The organism is Comamonas sp. AG1104 (assembly GCF_003350425.1).
GTDB lineage: Bacteria > Pseudomonadota > Gammaproteobacteria > Burkholderiales > Burkholderiaceae_C > Comamonas > Comamonas testosteroni.
On sequence record NZ_QQAS01000004.1, the window covers coordinates 31184 to 51798 of the forward strand.

General features: G+C 63.0%; 22 protein-coding genes. 11 read left to right on the forward strand and 11 right to left on the reverse strand.

Annotated elements, in window-relative coordinates:
• Positions 1 to 28 precede the first annotated feature (28 nt).
• The 4 genes from DFO48_RS12025 to serA form a co-directional block, all read right to left on the reverse strand.
• Positions 29 to 367 (reverse strand): YegP family protein, encoded by a 339-nt coding sequence (locus DFO48_RS12025; protein WP_034372308.1) that lies wholly within the window; start codon positions 365 to 367, stop codon positions 29 to 31.
• Positions 368 to 489: 122 nt separating this feature from the next.
• Positions 490 to 1314, reverse strand: coding sequence for a hypothetical protein (locus tag DFO48_RS12030; RefSeq protein ID WP_114863538.1), 825 nt, complete (start codon positions 1312 to 1314; stop codon positions 490 to 492).
• Positions 1311 to 3311 carry an OPT family oligopeptide transporter gene (locus tag DFO48_RS12035; protein ID WP_114863539.1) on the reverse strand — a complete coding sequence of 667 codons (2001 nt, stop codon included), beginning with the start codon at positions 3309 to 3311 and terminating at the stop codon, positions 1311 to 1313. The genes DFO48_RS12030 and DFO48_RS12035 overlap by 4 nt, the downstream gene beginning before the upstream one ends.
• A 159-nt stretch (positions 3312 to 3470) precedes the next feature.
• Positions 3471 to 4700 carry a phosphoglycerate dehydrogenase gene (serA, locus tag DFO48_RS12040; protein WP_114863821.1) on the reverse strand — a complete coding sequence of 410 codons (1230 nt, stop codon included), beginning with the start codon at positions 4698 to 4700 and terminating at the stop codon, positions 3471 to 3473.
• Between the two features lie 275 nt (positions 4701 to 4975).
• Between serA and DFO48_RS12045 the strand changes: the two genes are divergently transcribed.
• From DFO48_RS12045 to DFO48_RS12065, 5 genes are all read left to right on the forward strand, one after another.
• Positions 4976 to 6013, forward strand: coding sequence for a hypothetical protein (locus tag DFO48_RS12045; protein ID WP_114863822.1), 1038 nt, complete (start codon positions 4976 to 4978; stop codon positions 6011 to 6013).
• A gap of 101 nt (positions 6014 to 6114) precedes the next feature.
• A complete protein-coding gene (locus tag DFO48_RS12050) occupies positions 6115 to 6690 on the forward strand; it encodes a nitroreductase family protein (RefSeq protein ID WP_114863540.1) in 576 nt (191 codons plus the stop codon).
• Between the two features lie 134 nt (positions 6691 to 6824).
• Positions 6825 to 7946 (forward strand): HPP family protein, encoded by a 1122-nt coding sequence (locus tag DFO48_RS12055; RefSeq protein ID WP_233506386.1) that lies wholly within the window; start codon positions 6825 to 6827, stop codon positions 7944 to 7946.
• 90 nt (positions 7947 to 8036) lie between these two features.
• The gene (locus tag DFO48_RS12060; protein ID WP_003074595.1) at positions 8037 to 8255 is read left to right on the forward strand and encodes a hypothetical protein; all 219 of its coding nucleotides are present in this window, start codon (positions 8037 to 8039) and stop codon (positions 8253 to 8255) included.
• Positions 8256 to 8342: 87 nt separating this feature from the next.
• Positions 8343 to 8696, forward strand: coding sequence for a hypothetical protein (locus DFO48_RS12065; protein WP_003074592.1), 354 nt, complete (start codon positions 8343 to 8345; stop codon positions 8694 to 8696).
• Between the two features lie 11 nt (positions 8697 to 8707).
• On the opposite strand, the gene DFO48_RS12070 is transcribed toward DFO48_RS12065, so the two are convergent.
• Both DFO48_RS12070 and pyrE read right to left on the reverse strand, forming a co-directional pair.
• Positions 8708 to 9373, reverse strand: coding sequence for a hypothetical protein (locus tag DFO48_RS12070; protein WP_003074589.1), 666 nt, complete (start codon positions 9371 to 9373; stop codon positions 8708 to 8710).
• Positions 9374 to 9381: 8 nt separating this feature from the next.
• Positions 9382 to 10083 carry an orotate phosphoribosyltransferase gene (gene pyrE, locus DFO48_RS12075; protein ID WP_003074587.1) on the reverse strand — a complete coding sequence of 234 codons (702 nt, stop codon included), beginning with the start codon at positions 10081 to 10083 and terminating at the stop codon, positions 9382 to 9384.
• A gap of 10 nt (positions 10084 to 10093) precedes the next feature.
• Between pyrE and DFO48_RS12080 the strand changes: the two genes are divergently transcribed.
• Positions 10094 to 10897 (forward strand): exodeoxyribonuclease III, encoded by an 804-nt coding sequence (locus DFO48_RS12080; protein WP_114863542.1) that lies wholly within the window; start codon positions 10094 to 10096, stop codon positions 10895 to 10897.
• 211 nt (positions 10898 to 11108) lie between these two features.
• Positions 11109 to 11564, forward strand: a complete 456-nt coding sequence (azu, locus tag DFO48_RS12085) for an azurin (RefSeq protein WP_003074584.1) — start codon at positions 11109 to 11111, stop codon at positions 11562 to 11564.
• A 166-nt stretch (positions 11565 to 11730) separates the two neighbouring features.
• Here the strand turns inward: azu and DFO48_RS12090 are convergent, their stop codons facing one another.
• Complete coding sequence (locus DFO48_RS12090) at positions 11731 to 12186, reverse strand: Lrp/AsnC family transcriptional regulator (protein ID WP_114863543.1); 456 nt, start codon at positions 12184 to 12186, stop codon at positions 11731 to 11733.
• 105 nt (positions 12187 to 12291) lie between these two features.
• On the opposite strand from DFO48_RS12090, the gene DFO48_RS12095 reads away from it, so the two are divergent.
• Positions 12292 to 12918, forward strand: a complete 627-nt coding sequence (locus DFO48_RS12095; protein ID WP_003074580.1) for a LysE family translocator — start codon at positions 12292 to 12294, stop codon at positions 12916 to 12918.
• A 137-nt stretch (positions 12919 to 13055) separates the two neighbouring features.
• Here DFO48_RS12095 and pntB read toward each other — a convergent pair whose 3' ends face one another.
• Both pntB and DFO48_RS12105 read right to left on the reverse strand, forming a co-directional pair.
• On the reverse strand, positions 13056 to 14471 hold the full coding sequence (pntB, locus tag DFO48_RS12100; RefSeq protein WP_114863544.1) for a Re/Si-specific NAD(P)(+) transhydrogenase subunit beta: 1416 nt from the start codon (positions 14469 to 14471) through the stop codon (positions 13056 to 13058).
• 27 nt (positions 14472 to 14498) lie between these two features.
• Complete coding sequence (locus tag DFO48_RS12105) at positions 14499 to 16148, reverse strand: Re/Si-specific NAD(P)(+) transhydrogenase subunit alpha (RefSeq protein ID WP_233506387.1); 1650 nt, start codon at positions 16146 to 16148, stop codon at positions 14499 to 14501.
• A 342-nt stretch (positions 16149 to 16490) separates the two neighbouring features.
• On the opposite strand from DFO48_RS12105, the gene DFO48_RS12110 reads away from it, so the two are divergent.
• The 3 genes from DFO48_RS12110 to DFO48_RS12120 all read left to right on the forward strand — a co-directional run bounded on the left by DFO48_RS12110 (position 16491) and on the right by DFO48_RS12120 (position 18921).
• Positions 16491 to 17129 (forward strand): MBL fold metallo-hydrolase, encoded by a 639-nt coding sequence (locus tag DFO48_RS12110; protein ID WP_003074574.1) that lies wholly within the window; start codon positions 16491 to 16493, stop codon positions 17127 to 17129.
• Between the two features lie 212 nt (positions 17130 to 17341).
• Positions 17342 to 17710, forward strand: coding sequence for a hypothetical protein (locus DFO48_RS12115; RefSeq protein ID WP_003074571.1), 369 nt, complete (start codon positions 17342 to 17344; stop codon positions 17708 to 17710).
• A gap of 125 nt (positions 17711 to 17835) precedes the next feature.
• Positions 17836 to 18921, forward strand: coding sequence for a hypothetical protein (locus tag DFO48_RS12120; RefSeq protein WP_114863545.1), 1086 nt, complete (start codon positions 17836 to 17838; stop codon positions 18919 to 18921).
• Here DFO48_RS12120 and DFO48_RS12125 read toward each other — a convergent pair.
• Together DFO48_RS12125 and DFO48_RS12130 are read right to left on the reverse strand one after the other, a co-directional pair.
• Positions 18918 to 19589: a pseudouridine synthase gene (locus DFO48_RS12125; RefSeq protein WP_114863546.1), complete on the reverse strand. Its 672-nt coding sequence runs from the start codon at positions 19587 to 19589 to the stop codon at positions 18918 to 18920. The genes DFO48_RS12120 and DFO48_RS12125 overlap by 4 nt on opposite strands.
• 49 nt (positions 19590 to 19638) lie before the next feature.
• Positions 19639 to 20553 (reverse strand): LysR family transcriptional regulator, encoded by a 915-nt coding sequence (locus tag DFO48_RS12130; protein WP_114863547.1) that lies wholly within the window; start codon positions 20551 to 20553, stop codon positions 19639 to 19641.
• Positions 20554 to 20615 lie beyond the last annotated feature (62 nt).

Sequence of the window (20615 nt, forward strand, 5' to 3'; positions counted from 1 at the left end):
CCCAGCAGGTGCTGTCCGGCGATGGGTTTCAAGTGCCAGTCAGATCCTTGACGACCGTCGTCGCGCCGTTTTTCCTGACGGACTCAATGCCCGCATCGCGCGATGCCGCCGAGGCATAGAGCTGGCTTGTGCCGATAACCTGGTGGTTGGCAGCCTTGAGGTTGAAATGCTCCTTGCCGTTGCTGGCTGTCTTTTTCTCGTAGCGCTCGGCCAGCGGGCTATTGGTCTGCACCGAGGCGATGCCGTTCTCGGCTGCCGCCCGGGTCTTGTACAGCTCGCTGGTGAGAATGATCTCGCCGTTGCTGGCCTTCAGCACAAACCGGAACTGCCCATCGCTGCTCTTGCTCAACTCGAAATGACCTGCCATTGGTTTCTCCTTCAGTTGCAAAAAGCGGCCTGCGCCGCGGGGGTAGCCCGCACACTATAAAACCATCACCGATGAAACCGTGCATCCCATGGCCGGCTCCGGCGGTGACGAATCCAGCCTTGTCAGCTTTTCATGGCGCTTTCATAAGGAAGCTGATCCAGCCCCAGGCCTTCGGCCAGATTCTCGGCGTAACCGAGCATCAGCGTACGCCGAGATAGCAGCACAGACGCCAGCTGTGCCCAGCCCGCATGCTCTCGCACCTCGCCCTGCCCCTGGCCGTAGAGCATGCGCAAATCTTCTATCAGCCGCTCGACCAGCGCCGCATCGGGCAGGCTGCAGCGCACAAAGCCCATCCATGCGGCGCCCATGCCGAAGAAGCGATAGCCATATTGCGCCACAAGATGGCGGATGACGGCGTGGTTCTGGAAGCTGTCCCAGTCCGCGCTGAAATAGCCGTTGGGCTGGCCCGCAATCATGAGCTCGTCGCTGGGCACGGGCAGACGCTGGACATAGACCACGTCATCGAGCAGCACCTCGGGACTGCGGTTGGCCAGCAGCAGGGCATCCACGTCCTCGGCGGCCAGCAGCAGCGTGCCGCAGACCTGCGCCCAGTCCTGCACCAGTCCGGGCCGCTGCAGCTGGGCCACCCGGTGCTGCAACGATGCCAGCGTCAGGGCCTGCTCCTGCGCCGGATCCTCCCAGTTCATGTCCTCGGGGTCATCCAGATACAGGCGCTCATCCTGGCTCGCATGGCCGCTGGTGTAGCTGCACTGGCTCACATCGTCCAGCGTGCAGAGGTAGCGATGTGCAGGGTCGGTGGCGCGCAGCGCGTCCAGCCGCTCCAGCACCTCGTCCAGGGTCTTGAACTCCTGCAGCCACTCATGGGCAAAGGCAAAGTTGCCCTGGCGGTATTCGGCCTGTTCCCCGTCGAATCTTCCTGTCTTCATTTGCGCAGCACCCGGCGATAAAAGAACACACACAGGCCCACGAAATAGGCCAGGCCCAGCCACATGGCGGGCGCAAAGCCCTCACCAACCAGGGCCAGCGGCGCATCCTTGCCGCTGAAGCCTATCAGTGCCGCAATCAGCAGGCCCATTAGGCTCTCGCCCACGATCAAGCCGGACGCCAGCAGCAGGCCGCGCTCCTCGGCCGCCGCCGTCCAGTCCTTGCCGCCGCGCTGCGCATAGGCCTTGATGGCTCTGGCAATACACCAGCCCAGCACCGCGCCTATGGTCAGCGTCAGGCCTATGGTGGGAGGCAGATAGATGCCCAGGCCCACGGCCAGCGGCGGCAGCGCGCCCTTGCCGCTCTTGCGCAGGGCCAGATCGATCAGGATCACGGCAATGCCCACGGCCACGCCCAGACCCAGCATGCTCCAGTCCAGCGAGCCCTTGAAGATGCCGCTGGCAATCTGCATCATCAGCGTGGCCTGCGGCGCGGCCAGGGCCTGATTCGGGTCCATGCCGGCACGCGGCATGCTGCCCGCAAAACCGTAGGCGTTGTAGAGCAGATCCAGCACGGGCGGTATGACCAGCGCGCCCACAAGGCAGCCGATGATGAGCACGATCTGCTGACGCCAGGGCGTGGCGCCCACCAGGTAGCCGGTCTTGAGATCCTGCAGGTTGTCGTTGGAGATGGCGGCCATGGCCAGAACGGCCGAAACCATGAACAGCACCAGTGCAATGCCCATCTGCCCCGCGACGGCGCTGGCATAGGCCGGCACCAGGGCATGCAGCGCCAGCAGGGCCACGCCCATCAGCAAGGTGGCAATGATGCCGATACCCGAGATGGGGCTGGCCGAAGAGCCGACCAGACCGGCCATATAGCCGCAGGCCGCCGCCACCAGAAAACCGAACAGGGCTGCGAACAGCACGCACAGGGCCGCCAGGCCGTAGCGTGCGCCAGCGGCCAGCTCGGGCATATGCCCGGCGATGAAGTCATTGACCACCAGGAACAGAACGCCCAGGGCGGCAGCTCCTATCATCAGCATCCAGCTGCGCGGCATGTCCTTGTCGGTTTCGTCGCCACCGCCGCTCTCGGCAACGCTGCGTGCAGGCTGGTTGCGAATCGCCTGGACAATGGGCTTGGCCAGCGTTGCCACGGTCCACAGCGCCGAGATCCCGATGACGCCCGCCCCCAGAAAGCGGGCCTTGCTGCCCCAGAGCTGGGTGGACAGCTCGGAGAGCGCCTGGCCAGCCGCAGGAGAAGCCTGGGCCGTCAGCCAGGGCACGACCACACCCCAGCACAGCGCCAGCCCCACAAGCACGGCAATGCCTGCGGCCGCGCCCATCAGATAGCCGGCGGCCAGCAGGGCCGGCGAGAAGCCCGCTGCCACGCGAAAGGCCACGCCGCCTGCGGGAATCCAGAAATTGAAGGCATCTCCGAGCAGACGCAGACCGCCACTGAGAAAGCCGAACAACGCGGCCAGCCCCGTGCCCCAGCCCAGCTCGCGCAAGCCCGAACTGCGTGGTTTGCCCTGGTTCTGCGGATCGTGGAGATGGCGCTGCTCGTCGCCTACGCGCAACACCTCGGCAGCGGCCACGCCCTCTGGATAGGGCAGCTCGGACTGCACCACCAGCACGCGACGCAGGGGCACGGTGTAGAGCACGCCCAGCGTACCGCCGGCCGCACAGATCAATGCCGTCTGCCAGAACGGGAAACCCGTCCACAGCCCCAGCATGAGCAGTGCCGGCAGCACAAAGATGACCGAAGACAAGGTGCCAGCTGCGGAGGCCTGGGTCTGCACCAGATTGTTTTCAAGGATGTTGGAATCCTTGAAGCGATAGAGCAGCGCCATGGAGATCACGGCAGCGGGAATCGCCGAGGCAAAGGTCAACCCGACCTTGAGTCCCAGATAGACGTTGGCGGCGGTGAACGCCAGGGTGATGAGCGCGCCGAGCAGCACGCCACGGAAGGTGAACTCTCTCTTGATTGGTGTATTCATTGTGCAAGCGGGAGAATCTTTAATGGCACAAGCCTAGCATCAGCGGCGCGCAACACCATGACCGTCGCGCACCCTTCGGGCCAGCTCCTGGCATCGCCAATGGCCGGTCCATGAAAAAAGGAGACCGAGGTCTCCTTTTTTCGTTCAGCTGCCAAGGCTTCAGAACAGCACACGGCAGCGGATGGTGCCCGCGATCTGCGCGAGCTTCTCCAGCGCCAGCGCCGAGGACTTGGCATCGATATCGATCACCACATAGCCCACTTTCTCATCGGTGCGCAGGTACTGGCCCGCGATATTGATGCCGTTGTCGGCAAACACCTGGTTGATGGCAGAGAGAATGCCGGGACGGTTCTCGTGCACATGCAGGATGCGGTTGTTGCCGGGGTGCTCGGGCAGTGCCACTTCGGGGAAGTTGACGGCCGAGGTGGTCGTGCCGTTGTCGCTGTACTTGACCAGCTTTTCCGCCACTTCCAGACCGATATTGGCCTGCGCCTCTATGGTGGAGCCGCCGATATGCGGCGTGAGGATGACGTTGTCCATGCCGCGCAGCGGCGACAGGAATTCGTCCTTGTTGCTCTTGGGCTCCTTGGGAAAAACGTCGATGGCCGCGCCCAGCAGCTTGCCGCTCTTGAGCGACTCGGCCAGGGCCTCGATATCGACCACGGTGCCGCGCGATGCATTGATCAGAATGCTGCCGGGCTTCATGGCGGCAATCTGGGCCGCTCCCATCATGCCGTTGGTGGAGGCCAGCTCGGGCACATGCAGGGTGACGATATCGGACTGGGCCAGCAGCTCGTTGAGACCGCTGCTCTGCTGGGCATTGCCCAGCGGCAACTTGGTCACCACGTCGTGGAAGATGACCTTCATGCCCAGGCCTTCTGCCAGCACCGACAGCTGGGTGCCGATGGAGCCATAGCCGACGATGCCCAGCGTCTTGCCGCGGATCTCGAAGGAATTCTCCGCGCTCTTCTTCCAGCCGCCGCGGTGGGAGACGGCATTCTTCTCGGGGATGCCGCGCAGCAGCAAAATGGCTTCGCCCAGCACCAGCTCCGCTACCGAACGGGTGTTGGAGTAAGGCGCGTTGAAGACCACCACACCGCGCTCGCGCGCTGCGTTGAGATCCACCTGGTTGGTGCCGATGCAAAAGCAGCCCACGGCCACCAGCTTCTGCGCGGCCGCGAACACATCGGCCGTGAGCTGGGTGCGCGAACGGATGCCGACAAAGTGAACGTCGGCGATCTTGCGCTTGAGCTCCTCGCCGTCCAGCGCGCCGGTCAGTGCCTCCACATTGGTGTAGCCCGCGTCATGCAGCACCTTGAGCGCGGAGGGATGTATGCCCTCGAGCAGCAAAAACTTGATCTTCGATTTATCCAGCGACGTCTTACCCATGATCCAGCCTCGATCCATCAAAACTCCATTACAGCGGTTTCGTAATTCCGTTACAGGATCTGGGTGCATCGCCCCTTCATGAAGTCAAGAGGAGCCGCACCGGCGTCCCAGGCCCAAAAAGAACGCAGGGCGGGACAGAAGCGTGCATTGGTCGACCCACCTGTAACAAATTACGACTTTCCGATTCGCTTCCTACAATCGCGATCATTCACGCGCTTCCAATTTCATAGTTGAAAGTGCAGACCACTCAAGCTTTTTACAAGGATTTGCTGCCTATGCTGACCCTCTTGCGACGCGCAGAAGATTTGCTGATTCAAGTTCTGCGTCTTGTCTTGCTCGCCTTTTCCATCTTTGTGCTGTTTGGCATGGGCCACTGGATCTGGGACCACTACAAGCCCAAGAAGCCAGATATCGCCACTGCCGGCGCAACGGCGCTGAACTGGAAGGATGCGCCCTACGACCTCAAGTACATGGAAGAAGAGACTGGTCGCGACCTGAGCGTCCTCGGCAACGCCGTGCCCATGGAAAAGCGTCTGGCCGACCCCGCCCTGCGTCCGGATTTCCGCAAGGCCGACGGCCTGCTGCGTGGCTTCATCTACCGGGACACGGCTGCACGCAAACGCGTAGAAACGGAAAACAGCAGCCAGGGCCTGGATCCGATCCACCCCTTGCTCAAGGGCGATGCCCTGCCCTCGGCCGACGACGTCAACCGCCAGATCAAGATGCGCGAGGCACGTGAAAACTCCTGCTGCGACAAGGAGGCTGCCGACGCGGCCGCTGCCGAAGTGGATGCTGCCTGGACGGCGCGCCGCATCTCGCTGACCCGCGAGGACCGCATGGCCAGAGCCGCCACCGATGCTGCAGCCGATGCAGCGATTGCGGCAGCCGCCGAGGCTGCGGGCGAAGACGCCATGCTGATGGATCCGGTGAACCTGGCCTCCGAAATCAACGACCGTGCCCAGGCCGCCGAGATGGAGCATGGCGAGGGCTCGTACACGGCCTACATCAAGGGACTGCCCGTGGCGCTGGAGAAGGTTCTGGGCAATGAAAGCCTGGCCAAGAAGCTGCAGCAGCAGTCCGCCCCGCAGATCGTCAACACCTTGCTGACCAACTACACGCTGTCGTTCGACCGTACGGCCGCCAAGCTGCGCGGCGACAACCCCGATGAGGAAAAGTGGGAGTTTCTGGGCATGGACACGGCTTTTGCCACGCTGCTGATTTCCTGCCTGGTGATGGTGATGATGGCACTGGTGATGTTCCGCATGGAGCGTCATCTGCGCGGCATCGGCGCGCAATCGGGTCAAAAGTCCTGATGTTCCGGCTCCGGCAAAAAAGGCTGGAGCTTGCGCTATGGTTTCGGGCCCGTCTCTGTACAGTAGGCGGGCCCTTTTCTTTTCAGTTCAGTGATATCACCATGAGCACCACCCGTAGCAGTACCGTCCCCGTCCACGCACAATTCATCGAGCGCATGTCGCCTCGCGCCTTTGTGCCTGAAGCACTGAGTGCGGCCCAGATCGAGCAGCTGGTGGAAGCCGCCCGCTGGGCGCCTTCGGCCAGCAACAAGCAGCCCTGGCACTTTGCCTACGCCCTGCGCAATGACGCAAACTGGCAGGCGTTTTCGCAGATACCCAACGAAGCCAACCGCCGCTGGTGCCTGAATGGCGGCGCGCTGATTGTGCTGCTGTCGGACAAGCAGGCTTCCGCCGCCAAGCACAGCTTCGATGCGGGCTGCGCCTGGGGCTATCTGGCGCTGCAGGCCCATGCCATGGGTCTGGCCACGCACGCCATGGGCGGCTTCTCTGCCGATGAAGCCCGCAAGGTGCTGAACCTGCCCGAGCATCTGGTGCCCGAATGCGTGATCGCCGTGGGCCGCCGCGCCGATGCCTCCACGCTGCCCGACGATCTGCGCGAGCGCGAGCAGCCCTCGGGCCGCAAGCCGCTGGCCGAAATGCTGAGTGCCGGAGCCGTTCAAGCCGCCGCAACTGCCTGAAGCGGCCCCAATCCCGCCAAAGCTCCACAGCTCACCCTGTGGAGCTTTTTTTGACAGAATTGCCGCACTAATCAATACAACATTGCGGGAGCAGCTATCAATCTTGCGCCCCGTAGCCTGAGCCTATGTCCGTCATGCAAACAATGTGGCAACGCCTGGGGCCGGTGGCCTCGCGCCCTTCTTGGAAAGAGCTGATCCGCGCCAGTATCGGCGCAGGTCTGGGTCTCGCGCTGGCCGGCATTCTGGTGGGGCTGGTCGAGCATTTCTTTCCCAACACCCTGTTCCTGTTCGCACCGCTGGGCGCCACCGCCGTGCTGGTGTTCGCCGTGCCCAGCAGCCCGCTGGCCCAGCCCTGGAACTGTGTGGTCGGCAACACCGTGCCTGCGCTCTATACCTTGCTGCTGCTGTGGGCATTCCCCATGCTGTCCCAGACCTCGCTGGCCGCGCTGGCCGTGGCAGGAGCCATTGCCCTGATGCTGCTGCTGCGCGCCCTGCACCCGCCGGGCGGCGCCGTGGCCTTGCTGACGGTATTGGCTTCCGCACAGATGGCTCCCCTTGGCTGGCATCTGCTGATTCCCATGGCCGTACTCTCTGGCGTTCTTGCGGCAGTCGGCGTGCTCTACCACCGTGCCTGCGGCCGCCCCTATCTGCACCAGCCGCCTCAAGCGGCCAAGACCCAGCGCCCCACCACGCGCCTGGCGCTGAGCGAGCAGGATCTGGAGCAGCTGCTGCAGCGCTTCGAGCAAAGCTACAACCTGACACCCGAGGACCTGGGCGAGCTGCTGGCCGCCGCCGAGGAGGAGGCCATCAAGCGCCGACTGTCCAGCGTGGACTGCGGCACCGTCATGTCCGCCAAGCTCCTGACCGTGAGCCCGCAGACTCCGCTCGAGGAAGTGGCCGAGCTGTTTCACCGCCATCTGATCAAAAGCCTTCCCGTGGTCGATGCGCAAGGTGAGCTGATTGGCCGCGTGCTGCGCGCCGACCTGTTCGACTGGCTCTGGCAGGACCATCGCTCGCGCCAGCAGCAAAATCTCTGGCAGCGCCTGCGCAGCCGGCCATCCAAGGTGCAATCCATAGCCCAGGAGCTGATGCGCGCACCAGAGATGAGCGTGCAGGAAGACACGCCCATGGGCGATCTGCTGCACGAGCTGGCATCGCACAGCGTTCAGTTCATTGCCGTACTGCGCGGAAAGACCCTGGTCGGGGTCATCACGCGCTCCGACGTGATTCGCACCTTGCTCTCCATCAATCAATAGCCATGCGGGCAAAGGCCCTCTTGCCTGGCACGGACTGCTGGATAAACTATGGGCAGTACGGGTTTGATTGTCCGAAAAGGAGTTGCTGCCATGGACGCCGTGTTCACCCCCAACCTCGACAAGCTGCGCAACATCGTGCAAAGCTTTGGAGCCAGTTCCTTTACCGCGACACAGGTGGCCACGGAATATGAAGGCAGCACTGCCAGCAGCGAAAGCACCAAGACCTTCGAAGAGCTGCTCGCCCACCACGCCACCGTGCTGGGCATTCAGTCCGTGCCGGGCCACCATGTGGTCTGGCGCGCAAACTGAGCTGCTGACAAGCCCCTACATGCATGCCCACCTCGGTGGGTATTTTCTTTTTTCATCCAGGGATCAACTGGGCTAAAGTGCGGCGCCATGTCGCTGATTCCTCTTTCCCTCTGGTTGCCGCTGTCCGTCGCGGCCTGCGTGCTGCTGGTACTGGCCGCCGTGGGCTGGCTATGGCGCTCGGCCCTGCGCACTCCGGCAGGCAGCCGTGACGGACGCAATATGCGCAGCATGGCCGCCATTGCCAGCGCAGGCATGCTGCTGTGGCTGGCCTATGGCCTGTTCAAGGGTTATGGGGCGCTGTGGCAAGCCGATGCGCTGATGCTCATGGCTCAGGCTCCGCTGCTGGTGCAGATGCCCTTGATCATCGCGGCAGTGGCCTGGATTGCGACCCTGCTGCTGGGTCGAGTCATGGCCATGCACAAAGACGGCCACGAAGACTGAAGGCGTTGTCGTCAGTGCGAGCGCGGCGCGGCAGGCGGCAGCTCTGCCCATAGCTTGCGCAGCTGCTGCAGCTCGGCATCGAAGCGCTGGTTGATGCGCTGCTTTTCCTCTTCCTGCTGCTTGATGAAGCGCTGCTGCTCGGCCTGGGATTCCGTGTTGTCGTCGAGCTGGCGGCGCAGATTGGCAGGAGCTTTCTTCGGATCGTTCTGATAGAACTCCAGCTCGGTGTTGAGCTTGCGGCGACGTTCCTGAAGATCGACCAGGCGCTTCTGAGCCACGCCGATCACATCGTTGACCTGAGCAATCGCCTCGGCTCTGGCAGCGTCATGCACGCCCTGGCTGGGAAAGCGCGCCAGAATGGCGCGCTCGCGCGAGCGCTCCTCGCGCAGGCGCTGCTGCTCGGCCTGGTCCTGGCGGCGCTTGGCCTCCTGTGCGCTGCGCTCCTGATCGGTCAGCGTGGGACCCACGCGGCGCACTTCGACCCCCGTGTTGCCGAGCACACGCTGCTCGCGATCGACGCAGGAGGCAATCGGCCTGTCGGCCGTGATGCGCCGCCCATTGGCATCCGTGCAGGCGTAGATACCACCGCTATTGGCCTGGGCTTGAGCCGGCATGGCCCCTGCCCAGACGGTAGCTACCACATACAAACTCAGTTTTGCATGCAAGGCCTGCTTCATTTGGGTGTTTATTCCTTGTCTTCGACACCATAACGCTGACGGTAGGCCAGCACGCGTTCATGATGCTCGCGGCCGGCATCCCCGCCCTGCTGCTCGAGATAGAGCAACAGATCTGCCAGCTTGGCAATCGCACAGACCTGCATGCCCAGCTGATTGCGCACATATTGCACGGCGCTGTGCGGCACATCCTGACCATTCTCCGTCGCCATTTCCTGACGGTCCAGAGCGATGGCCACGGCATGCGGCTGGGCACCGGCCGCCTTGATGATGGCAATCGACTCGCGCGCGGCCGTACCGGCCGACATCACGTCGTCAATGATGAGCACGCGGCCCTTGAGGGGAGCACCCACCAAAGTGCCGCCTTCGCCGTGGTCCTTGGCTTCCTTGCGGTTGTAGGCGAAGGGTACGTTCTTGCCCTGGCGCGCCAGCTCCACCGCCACCGTGGCTGCCAAAGGGATGCCCTTGTAGGCAGGCCCGAAGACCATATCAAACTCCATGCCGCTGGCCAGAATGGCTTTTGCATAGAATTCGGACAGACGGGCCATCTTGGCGCCATCGTCAAACAGCCCGGCATTGAAGAAGTACGGGCTGATGCGCCCGGCCTTGGTCTTGAATTCGCCAAAACGCAGCACGCCCGCATCGACGGCAAACTGCACGAAATCCTGCGCCAGACGGTCTGCACCGCCCATTGGCTTCTCACTCACCACCATGGATTCATCCTTGTTCAAATTAACCAGCCTCAACCTCAACGGTATCCGCTCTGCCACGACCAAAGGCGCCGAAGCCTGGATCGAAGCCACTGCGCCGGATTGTATTTGCGTCCAGGAAATCAAGGCCCAGGCTTCGGATATGGCCGGGCGCTTCGAGGTGTTGGCCGGCATGAAGGGCTACTTCCACTTTGCCGAGAAGAAGGGCTATTCGGGCGTGGGTGTCTATACCCGCCACGAGCCCAGCGATGTGGTCGTGGGCTTCGATATCGAGGAGTTCGACGCCGAGGGCCGCTATGTCGAAACCCGCTTCGACACGCCCGGGCGCAAGTTCTCCATCATCAGCGCCTACTTTCCCAGCGGTAGCTCGGGCGAGTTGCGCCAGGAGGCCAAATTCCGCTTTCTGGCCAAGATGCACAGCCACCTGATGCACCTCAAGGCCGAGCGCGACTTCGTGCTCTGCGGCGATATCAATATCGCGCACCAGAAGGAAGACCTGAAGAACTGGCGCGGCAACCAGAAAAACAGCGGCTTCCTGCCCGAAGAGCGCGACTGGATGACAAAGCTGCTGCACAAGACCGAGATCAGCGGCGGTCTGGTGGACGTCTATCGCCAGCTCCAGCCCGACACCACGGATGCCTGCTACACATGGTGGAGCAATCGGGGCCAGGCCTATGCCAACAACGTGGGATGGCGACTGGACTACCACCTGGCAACACCTGCGATCGCGGCCCTGGCGCGCACCGAGTCCATCTACAAGGGCGAGAAGTTCTCGGACCACGCGCCCATCACCATTGGTTACGACATGGCGATCTGAAGCGCACAAGCAACGCCGGCTGCAACCCGCAAGGCAGTGAACGCACGCATGCTCGGCGAATTGAGTTAGCGCAAGGTGCAACAGTACAACCCATGCGAGCATGAGTTGTACTGAGCCGGCTGGGCAGGTTTCCGAAAGAATGAACGGCGGAACCTGGAGGGCGACAAGGCCACAGCGGTTCCCGTTTCGCTTTTAGGAAAAGGAATAGCCAATGAAGAAGATTCTGATGACCCTGGCCCTGTGTGCAGCCGGTGCCCTGAGCGCGCCCGCCATGGCGGCAGGCTGCGAAGCCGTCGTCGAGAGCAACGACGCCATGCAGTTCAATGTCAAAAGCATCGATGTGCCCAAGTCCTGCAAGAAGTTCAGCGTGACTCTCAAGCATGTGGGCAAGATGCCCAAGACGGCCATGGGCCACAACATCGTGGTCAGCACCGCGGCTGATATGCAGCCGGTGATCACCGACGGCATGGCCGCGGGTGCTGGCGCCGACTATGTGAAGGCTGGCGATGCACGCGTGCTGGCTCACTCCAAGGTGATCGGTGGCGGCGAGACCACCAAGTTCGATATCGACGTGGCCAAGCTCAAGGCCGGCACGGACTACGCCTTCTTCTGCAGCTTCCCCGGCCACTCGGCCCTCATGAAGGGCTCGCTCAAGCTGGGTTCCTGATTCGGAAATTCTATTTTTTAGTAGCTTCTAGCGCTTTCTGTCAAAGGTTTTCAGCCATATAAGCACCTGAAAACCTTGATAAGCAAGCGTAATTAGCTCCTTAATAAATAGCAAATCTAACTAACCCAAAGCGCCTGTGACGAAAGTCACCGGCGCTTTTTCATGGCTACTCCATCGCGGAGGTCAGCGGTCTGTTGGTCACCACATGCTTCATGACCAGCGTGGAAGTCATGCGCAGCACGCCGGGCAGCCGGGTCAGGTGCTCGTCATAGAGCCGCTGATAGGCCGGCAGATCACGCACCACGACCTGCAGCAGATAGTCCGGGTCGCCAAACAGGCGCTGGGCCTGCACCACATTGTCGAGCCGGGCCACGGCGTCCTCGAACGCGGGCACGGACTTGCTGTCCCTGAGCGTGACAAAGACCAGCGACGAAAAATCCAGCCCCAGCGCCGCAGGGTCCAGCTCGGCGCGGTAGCCGCGAATCACGCCCGATTCCTCCAGCGCACGCACACGCCGATGGCAGGGCGACAGGCTCAGGCCCACCTGCTCGGCCAGCTCGGTCACCGTGAGGCGGCCATTGTTTTCGAGCGCAGCAAGAATTTTTCGATCCAGCGAGTTCACGAGGCAGTTTCTTCCAATTTCAAGCCAGTCAACGGCAAATATTGAGAGCACATTCTCGCTACTCTTCCATATTCTCTCGGCATCAACGCTTTTCGAGGGAATTTCGTGTCCTACGCCGCCTTGACCGCCTTCTGGGCTGTCTCCTTTCTTCTGGTGCTCACGCCCGGGGCCGACTGGGCCTATGTGATCTCTGCCGGTCTGCGCGGCAGACGGCTGGTGCTGCCCGCCACGCTGGGCCTGGCCTGCGGTGCGCTGCTGGCCACGCTGGCGGTGGCGGCGGGCGTGGGCGCCCTGGTGGCACGCAACCCGGCCCTGCTGACCGCGCTGACGGCCACTGGCGCGCTGTACCTGGCCTGGATGGGCGTGGGCCTGTGGCGCAGCCCGGCCGCCATCAGCAGCGGCAGCGATGCCGAGACCGGCACGCGCTGGCACTGGACGGTCAAGGGAGCCAGCGTCAGCGGCCTCAACCCCAAGCAGCTGTTGCTGCTGCTGGCCTTGCTGCCGCAGTTTGTGCGGCCCGGCGACAGCTGGCCGGTGTTTGCGCAGATCATGGTGCTGGGCGCCGTCCATGCGGCCAGCTGCGCCGTGGTCTACTTCGGCGTGGGTTGGGGCTCGCAAAGCGTGCTGCGTTCGCGCCCCGCCGCCGCGCTTGCCGTCTCGCGCCTGTCGGGCACGCTGATGCTGCTGATTGCCGCTGTGCTGCTGGGCGAGATCGCCGTCCAGCATCTCTGAAAGACAAAATGCCTGCGGCCGACAACCGCAGGCATTTCAGGAACAGGCGTACGCTACGACCCGGGATTTCGGGCGCCCGCATTGCGAAGCAAGGCGGCAGAGGGGGCAGAGGCCTCAGCAGAGGCCACTCCATATCATCAGCTCTTCAGAGCCCCCAGCACCTCGTCGAGCATCTTCTTTGCATCGCCGAACAGCATGCGGTTGTTGTCCTTGTAGAACAGCGGATTGTCCACGCCCGCATAGCCGGAGGCCATGGAGCGCTTCATCACGATGGAGGTCTTGGCCTTCCACACTTCCAGCACCGGCATGCCGGCGATGGGGCTCTCGGGGTCGTCCTGAGCCGCGGGGTTCACGATGTCGTTCGCGCCGATGACGATGGCCACATCGGTCTCGGGGAAGTCTTCGTTGATCTCGTCCATCTCCATCACGATGTCGTAGGGCACCTTGGCCTCGGCCAGCAGCACGTTCATGTGACCGGGCATGCGTCCTGCCACCGGATGGATGGCAAAGCGCACAGCGACGCCTTTTTCGCGCAGGGTCCGGGTGATTTCGTTGACGGTGTGCTGGGCCTGGGCCACGGCCATGCCGTAGCCGGGCACGATGATGGCGCTCTTGGCTTCGCGCAGCATCTCGGCCGTCTCGGCGGCACTGACGGGCGCCACTTCGCCCTGGGGCTCGGCAGCCGCAGCGGCACTGCCCTTCTTGGCCGGAGCACCGGAGCCGAAGCCGCCCGCAATCACGCTGATGAAGTTGCGGTTCATGGCCTGGCACATGATGTAGCTCAGGATGGCGCCCGAGGAGCCCACCAGCGCGCCGGTGACGATCAGCAGGTCATTGCCCAGCATGAAGCCGGTGGCCGCCGCCGCCCAGCCCGAGTAGCTGTTGAGCATGGACACCACCACGGGCATGTCGGCACCACCGATGGCCATGACCATGTGCACGCCGAACAGCAGCGCAATGGCGGTCATCACGACCAGCGGCAACATGCCGTCAGCCACGGTTTCGGCATGCAGAAACTCGCGGCCGAACCAGATCACCACCAGCAGCGCGAGCAGATTGAGCCAGTGGCGGGCGGGCAGCAGCAGCGGCTTGCCGCCGATTCTGCCGTTGAGCTTGCCGAAGGCGATCAGCGAGCCCGAGAAGGTGACCGCGCCGATCAGGATGCCCACGTAGATTTCCACCTCGTGAATGGCTTTCTCTGCGCCCGCCAGCTGGATGGAAGTATCGACATAACTGGCAAAGCCCACCAGACAGGCCGCCAGGCCAACCAGGCTGTGCATGAGGGCGACCAGCTCGGGCATCTGGGTCATCTTGACGACCTTGGCCGCATACAGGCCGATACCGCCGCCGAGCACCAGCGCGCCGACGATCCAGGCGATGCCGCCAGCATCGACACGCGGGCCGAACACGGTGGCCAGCACGGCCAGCGCCATACCGACCATACCGAACAGATTGCCGCGGCGCGAGGTTTCGGGGTTGGACAGCCCACCGAGGCTGAGGATGAACAAAATGGCAGCCCCCAGATAGGCCACCGTTGCAAGACTTTGGGACATGGTGTTTCTCTCTTGTGCTCGTTCTTCTTATTTGCGGAACATGGCCAGCATGCGGCGTGTCACGGCAAAGCCGCCAAACATATTGACTGCAGTCAACACAAGTCCAGCAAAGGCCAGCCAGCGAATCAGTTCATCCGGGCGGCCCGTGCCTGCCGTGCCCGGCGGCGCGATCTGCACCAGCGCGCCAATGGCGATGATGCTGGAGATGGCATTGGTCACGCTCATCAGCGGCGTGTGCAGCGCAGGCGTCACATTCCACACCACCATGTAGCCGATGAAGCAAGCCAGCACAAACACCGTGAAGTGGCCCAGGAAAGCCGCTGGCGCATAGGCACCAATGAACCAGAAGGCCAGGGCGGCAATCGCAAAAATAATGGCCAGGGTCTTGGCCGGCAGCGGGCCGGCAGCGCCGTGCCCATGACCGCCTTTCTTCTGCTCCACGGGTGCCGCAGCAGGCTTGGGGGCCGGCTTGGGCGCCTGGGCAATGGGCGGAGCAGGCCAGGTGATATCGCCGTCCTTGACCACGGTCAGGCCGCGAATCGCATCGTCCTCCATATTCACCACGGCCACGCCATCCTTGGCCTTGCACAGCTCTTCGGTCAGGCGCAGCAGATTGGTCGCGTACAGCGTGGACGACTGCTTGGCCAGGCGCGATGCGAGGTCGGTGTAGCCGATGATGGTCACGCCGTGGCGCACCACGGCTTCATTGGGCACGGTCAGCTCGCAGTTGCCGCCCTGCTCGGCTGCCATGTCGACGATCACGCTGCCGGGCTTCATGCTCTGCACCATCTCCGCCGTGATCAGCTTGGGCGCCGGTTTGCCGGGGATCAGCGCGGTGGTGATGATGATGTCGGCCTCCCTGGCCTGCTGGGCATACATCTGGCGCTGCGCAGCCTGGAAGCCCTCGCTCATCACCTTGGCATAGCCGCCGCCGCCAGCACCATCCTCTTCGTAGTCGACCTTGACAAACTCACCGCCCAGCGATGTGACCTGGTCGGCCACTTCGGCGCGCGTGTCGTTGGCGCGCACGATGGCGCCCAGATTGGCCGCCGTGCCAATGGCCGACAAACCGGCCACGCCAGCGCCAGCAATGAAGACCTTGGCCGGCGGCACCTTGCCTGCGGCCGTGATCTGGCCGTTGAAATAGCGGCCGAAGGCGTTGGCTGCCTCGATCACGGCGCGGTAGCCCGAAACACCGGCCATGGAGGTCAGTGCATCCATCTTCTGCGCGCGGCTCAGCGTGCGGGGCAGCGAGTCGATCGCCAGCACGGTCACCTTCTTGGCGGCCAGCTGCTGCATCAGGTCGGGGTTCTGGGCGGGCCAGATGAAGTCGATCAGGATCTGGCCTTCGCGCATCAAGGCAACCTCCTGCGGAGTGGGCGGCCTCACCTTGAAGATGATGTCGGCGGCAGTCCAGACCGCAGCAGCGTCGGGCAGCACCTCGGCACCCACTGCGCGATAAGCGTCATCGCTGAAGTTGGCGGCATCGCCGGCGCCCGATTCGATGGCGACCGAAAAACCCAGCTTGACGAGTTTTTCAACCACATCGGGTACGGTGGCCACACGCTTTTCCAACGGAAATGTTTCCCGCGGGATGCCGATGCGTTGGGCGCCAGAGCGTTGGGCGTCACTACGCTGGGCGTCAGCGCCGCTCGGCTGGCTGGAAGGGGTAGACATGCAGAGTCTCCTGGAGTTTGAAAACGGTTTTCCTCCAGACCGACCCATCCCCTGCCATTCCTGCCCGAGGGAGGAACTTGTATTGCATGGGCATTGGCACGGCCTGAACGATCTTGAAACTGTGTCGGGCCGCTTCCCATGAAGCGACTGCCCGCTGCCTTGCAGCACAAATACGTTTTAGCAGCCCGCACCAAAATGGGGCACTCGCATCCATGCTAGCTCAAATGAGGGATGACGCCAGAATCTGAGCGGGCATTTTTGATGCGCGTGTCATGCCGTGTCATGCTTGCGGGGTTCGCTGACCGCGAGACTACGCAAACGCCCGAAAAATACAAGTCACCCATGTTGCAATATCACACCGTCCCCGTCACAGCCTTTCAACAGAACTGCTCTCTCGTCTGGTGCGACCAGACCATGGATGCGGCCGTCATCGACCCCGGCGGCGATATCGAGCAGATCGAGTGGGAGGTGGAACGCCTGGGCCTGAATCTCAAGGCCATCTGGATCACCCACGCCCATATCGACCACGCGGGCGGCACCAGCGAGTTGGCGGCCAAGTACGAGTTGCCCATCATTGGCCCGCATGAGGGCGACCAGTTCTGGATCGACGGTCTGCCCCAACAGGGCGCCATGTTCGGCTTTCCCCACTGCGAGCCTTTTGTGCCCTCACGCTGGCTGCATGACGGCGATACGGTGAGCATCGGCCAGGAAACGCTGAACGTGCGCCACTGCCCAGGTCACACGCCCGGCCATGTGGTGTTCCACTCACCGCAGATCGACCGAGCCTTTGTCGGCGATGTGCTGTTTGCCGGCAGCATAGGCCGCACGGACTTCCCGCAAGGCAATCATCAGCAGCTGATCGACTCCATCGTTCAGCGCCTGTGGCCCATGGGTGACCAGACGATCTTCATCCCCGGACATGGCCCAGAAAGCAGCTTCGGCCGCGAGCGCAAGCTGAACCCCTATGTCAGCGGGACCTGAAGCCTGACGGCCGAGGCTTGCGGAATCAGGTCTTCCGTAGCAGCATGCGCCTGTCACGCCTTGTGACATCACATCTATTGGAGGGAGTTCGTATGCGCAATTTATGGAAAATTTGCCTGGCTTCAGCCCTGGTCAGCAGCTCATGGGCGAGTCTTGCTCAGGCACCCGCACCAGCAGCGGTGCCTGCCGCACCGGCCGCCAAAACAGCCCCCATGCCCGCCAAGCCGGCGGCAGAACCGGCAGCCAAGGCTGCGCCGGCCCCTGCCGCTGCCAAGGCGGACATGCAGACTTTTGTCTGCAAGGATGGCTCCACCATGAGCGCGGCGTCCTCCAAGGGAGCTTGCTCGGGCCGCAAGGGCATTGATCAGCAGGCCACTGCCAAGGCAGCTGCAGGCGCCAAGCCGGCCGCGACCGCCGCACCTGGCGGCGGTGCAGGCAAGGTCTGGGCCAATGAGGACAGCAAGATCTACCACTGCCCCGGCACCCGTTACTACGGCACGACCAAGAACGGCAAGTACATGAGCGAGGCCGATGCCAAGGCCGCCGGCATGCACGGCGCCAACAACAAGAGCTGCAGCTAAACCTGTAGCATCAAACCATCGCGCTGACCTGCGATTGCAGGCAGCGCGTTTTTTCATTTAAAACAGGCTAGATTGCTTGTCCATCAAACACAAGCAGCTATCAATTCAAAAGGACAATCGCGGGCATGAACTGGCTGGTCGGACTGGGTCTCTTACTGATGGCAGCCTTGCTGCTATGGGCTTTTTCGGCGCTGTTCATCAGCATGCTCGCCGGCCTGGCGGTCAGCGCCCTGCTCTGGCAGCCGCTGCGCTGGTGGCGCCGCAGGCAGTTGCTGCGCGAACTGGAGCAGAACCCCGCTTTCGATATCCAGCAGCAGGCCCCATCCGCCCTGTTCTATCTGCTGTCCGCAGCCGTGACTCTGCTGGGATGCGCCGCCGCACTGGCCACCCTGATTCATCTGCCCGATAGCCTTTATTCGCCTGAGCAGCTATCCCTGATCTGTGGTCTGGCATTTGCCATCAGTCTTGCCACCCTCATCAAGCTGAGCGGCAATCTCGTCAGCCTGGGTGAGGAGGCCGCTGCCGCTGCCGAGATCAGGGCAGCCTGGTCACTGGCAGCGGGCATTGTGCCCATGCTGTCCCTGATCATCCTGATTTTCTTCGTACCGCATACGGCGGGCTGGATGGTCTGGCGCGAGCAATGGCGCGGCTATGACAGCACGCGGCTGCTCATCCCCCTGAAGCACAACGATGCAGAGCACCAGCAGGCCTTGTTGCAGCTGGTCCGGCCGATGCTGGAGCAAGGCAGTCGCATCCTGAGTCACCATGCCCGCTCGCGCAGCGGTGGCAGCTATACCCTGAGCGCCGCCCTGCCCGCACGCTATCGTTTTCATAAGGATGCGCTGGAGTTGCAACTGGCGGGCCTGATGCCACAAGAGCAGCTCAACATGCACCTGCAGGCCCTGATTTCCGTGGTGGAAGGAGAGCTCAGCAGCCTGCCACTGGCCTATGCCCAATGCCAGCCCTCCCCCGACTGGTTGGGCAGACAGCGCTTTTTCGGGCGTGGCCAGCAAGCTATGCAATCGCTGCGCGAATGCGTGCGCACTCGCCAATCCGAGCTGGCGACCGCTCTTCCATTGCTGCGGGGCAATCTACAGGAAGTGCAAGTGGGCTGGATTCGCTTTCGCCCCTGGCCGGCTCTGCCGCGCTGGCAGGCAGCAGCCTTGCCTGAAGATGAAGATGAGCTGCAGCGGCTCGATACTTTGCGCTAGGAACCACTGAGCGGCAACACATCCAGCCACTGGCCGGGCTCCAGCCCTTCAATCGAATAAGGCCCCACAGCCATCCGCACCAGCCTCAGCGTGGGGTGGCCGACGGCTGCCGTCATGCGGCGCACCTGGCGGTTCCTGCCCTCGCGGATGACGAGCTCGATCCAGCAGTCGGGAATGTTCTGGCGCACGCGAATCGGCGGGTTGCGCGGCCACATGCCGGGCTGAGGGTCTATCAGGCGGGCCTTGGCGGGCAGGGTCTTGCCGTCGCTCAATTCGACGCCGTCGCGCAGGCGCTGCAGCGCCGTCTCGTCCGGCATGCCTTCGACCTGCACCCAGTAGGTCTTCTCCATCTTGTGGCGCGGGTCGGCAATGCGGGCCTGCAGCTGGCCGTCATTCGTCAGCAGCAACAGACCTTCACTGTCGGCATCGAGCCGGCCCGCCACATAGACGCCGGGCACATCGATCCAGTCTTTGAGGCCCTGCCATTTGCCCTCGGGCGTGAACTGGCTGAGCACTCCATAGGGCTTGTGAAAGCACAGCAGACGCGTGACCTCGGGCCGGGACGCAGGCTGGCGCACCAGGGTGCTGCGGCGCAAGTTGCTGGAGCGATTGGAAGAGAACGGGCGGGGCATGGCTGCGAGCTTAGCAACAAAGGCCGAGACTGACATCAAGCATCAGAAAGCCTTGCATCGCTTACTGGACAATGGGAAACAGCTATCAGTTTTGAAAATCCGGGAACGCAGCACCGAGGAGCGGCTGTGGATACACCTCACGCACGCAGTTCAGCCAGGCCTGGGCCGCGCGCGACAGATAGCCGGGCCGCCACATCAGCGCCACATCCCAGGGGATCTCGGGCTCCACCAGCGGGCGGCTGGCCACGCGCTGCGGGTCGTAGCGCGCGATGACATGCTCGAACATCACGGCCACGCCCACCTGGGCCGCGACCAGATGGCCGATGAAGTCCCAGTAGCGCGTCTGCAGCTTGACCTGGGGCGTGAAGCCCGCCGCCTCGCATTGCTGCAGCACATGCTCGTGCAGTGCAAAGTCCGAGGTATAGAGCACAAACGGCAGGTCGCGCAAATCGCTCCAGCGCATGGGCTGGCCGGGGTCAGCGACCTGTTGGGCAGGCAGCACAACGCGCGTCTTCTGGCGCGCCACCGTGTAGCGCTCCAGCGCCGGATCGGGGGCCGCGAACAGGCCCAGCGCCATGTCCAGCTTGCCTTCCTGGATCAGCTGGTACTGGGCGCGCGCGCCCTGCTCGTTGACCTGCAGGTTCACACCCGGATAGCGCTGCTGGAACAGCGCGATCACCGGAGCCATGTAATGGCCCGTGGTGGGCATGATGCCCAGGGACAGCTCGCCGCGCGTGATGTGATCCACCTCGGCCACCTGTCGGCGCAGCAGCTGGGCCTGCTCCAGAATCTCCAGTCCGCGGTCGTAAACCACCTGGCCGGCATCGGTGAGCTGCACGCCCCGCCCCTCGCGCAGCAGCAGACGGCCACCGAATTCATCTTCCAGCGCCTTGACCATCTTGCTGATGGTGGGCTGGGTCACATGCAGGGTTTCGGCTGCGCGGGTGAAGCCGTTCTGGCGCACCACCTCAATGAAATAGCGCAGGGCGCGCAAGTCCATGACAATTCCTTTTACGCATGGAAAAAATGAAAATAAGTCATTTTATGAATATAGGTGAAAAC

Coding starts and splice junctions, on each gene's coding strand:
- DFO48_RS12025 (WP_034372308.1), bottom strand. CDS start 367: ATGGCAGGTCATTTCGAGTTGAGCAAGAGCAGCGATGGGCAGTTCCGG.
- DFO48_RS12030 (WP_114863538.1), bottom strand. CDS start 1,314: ATGAAGACAGGAAGATTCGACGGGGAACAGGCCGAATACCGCCAGGGC.
- DFO48_RS12035 (WP_114863539.1), bottom strand. CDS start 3,311: ATGAATACACCAATCAAGAGAGAGTTCACCTTCCGTGGCGTGCTGCTC.
- serA (WP_114863821.1), bottom strand. CDS start 4,700: ATGGGTAAGACGTCGCTGGATAAATCGAAGATCAAGTTTTTGCTGCTC.
- DFO48_RS12045 (WP_114863822.1), top strand. CDS start 4,976: ATGCTGACCCTCTTGCGACGCGCAGAAGATTTGCTGATTCAAGTTCTG.
- DFO48_RS12050 (WP_114863540.1), top strand. CDS start 6,115: ATGAGCACCACCCGTAGCAGTACCGTCCCCGTCCACGCACAATTCATC.
- DFO48_RS12055 (WP_233506386.1), top strand. CDS start 6,825: ATGCAAACAATGTGGCAACGCCTGGGGCCGGTGGCCTCGCGCCCTTCT.
- DFO48_RS12060 (WP_003074595.1), top strand. CDS start 8,037: ATGGACGCCGTGTTCACCCCCAACCTCGACAAGCTGCGCAACATCGTG.
- DFO48_RS12065 (WP_003074592.1), top strand. CDS start 8,343: ATGTCGCTGATTCCTCTTTCCCTCTGGTTGCCGCTGTCCGTCGCGGCC.
- DFO48_RS12070 (WP_003074589.1), bottom strand. CDS start 9,373: ATGAAGCAGGCCTTGCATGCAAAACTGAGTTTGTATGTGGTAGCTACC.
- pyrE (WP_003074587.1), bottom strand. CDS start 10,083: ATGGTGGTGAGTGAGAAGCCAATGGGCGGTGCAGACCGTCTGGCGCAG.
- azu (WP_003074584.1), top strand. CDS start 11,109: ATGAAGAAGATTCTGATGACCCTGGCCCTGTGTGCAGCCGGTGCCCTG.
- pntB (WP_114863544.1), bottom strand. CDS start 14,471: ATGTCCCAAAGTCTTGCAACGGTGGCCTATCTGGGGGCTGCCATTTTG.
- DFO48_RS12105 (WP_233506387.1), bottom strand. CDS start 16,148: ATGTCTACCCCTTCCAGCCAGCCGAGCGGCGCTGACGCCCAGCGTAGT.
- DFO48_RS12110 (WP_003074574.1), top strand. CDS start 16,491: ATGTTGCAATATCACACCGTCCCCGTCACAGCCTTTCAACAGAACTGC.
- DFO48_RS12115 (WP_003074571.1), top strand. CDS start 17,342: ATGCCCGCCAAGCCGGCGGCAGAACCGGCAGCCAAGGCTGCGCCGGCC.
- DFO48_RS12120 (WP_114863545.1), top strand. CDS start 17,836: ATGAACTGGCTGGTCGGACTGGGTCTCTTACTGATGGCAGCCTTGCTG.
- DFO48_RS12125 (WP_114863546.1), bottom strand. CDS start 19,589: ATGTCAGTCTCGGCCTTTGTTGCTAAGCTCGCAGCCATGCCCCGCCCG.
- DFO48_RS12130 (WP_114863547.1), bottom strand. CDS start 20,553: ATGGACTTGCGCGCCCTGCGCTATTTCATTGAGGTGGTGCGCCAGAAC.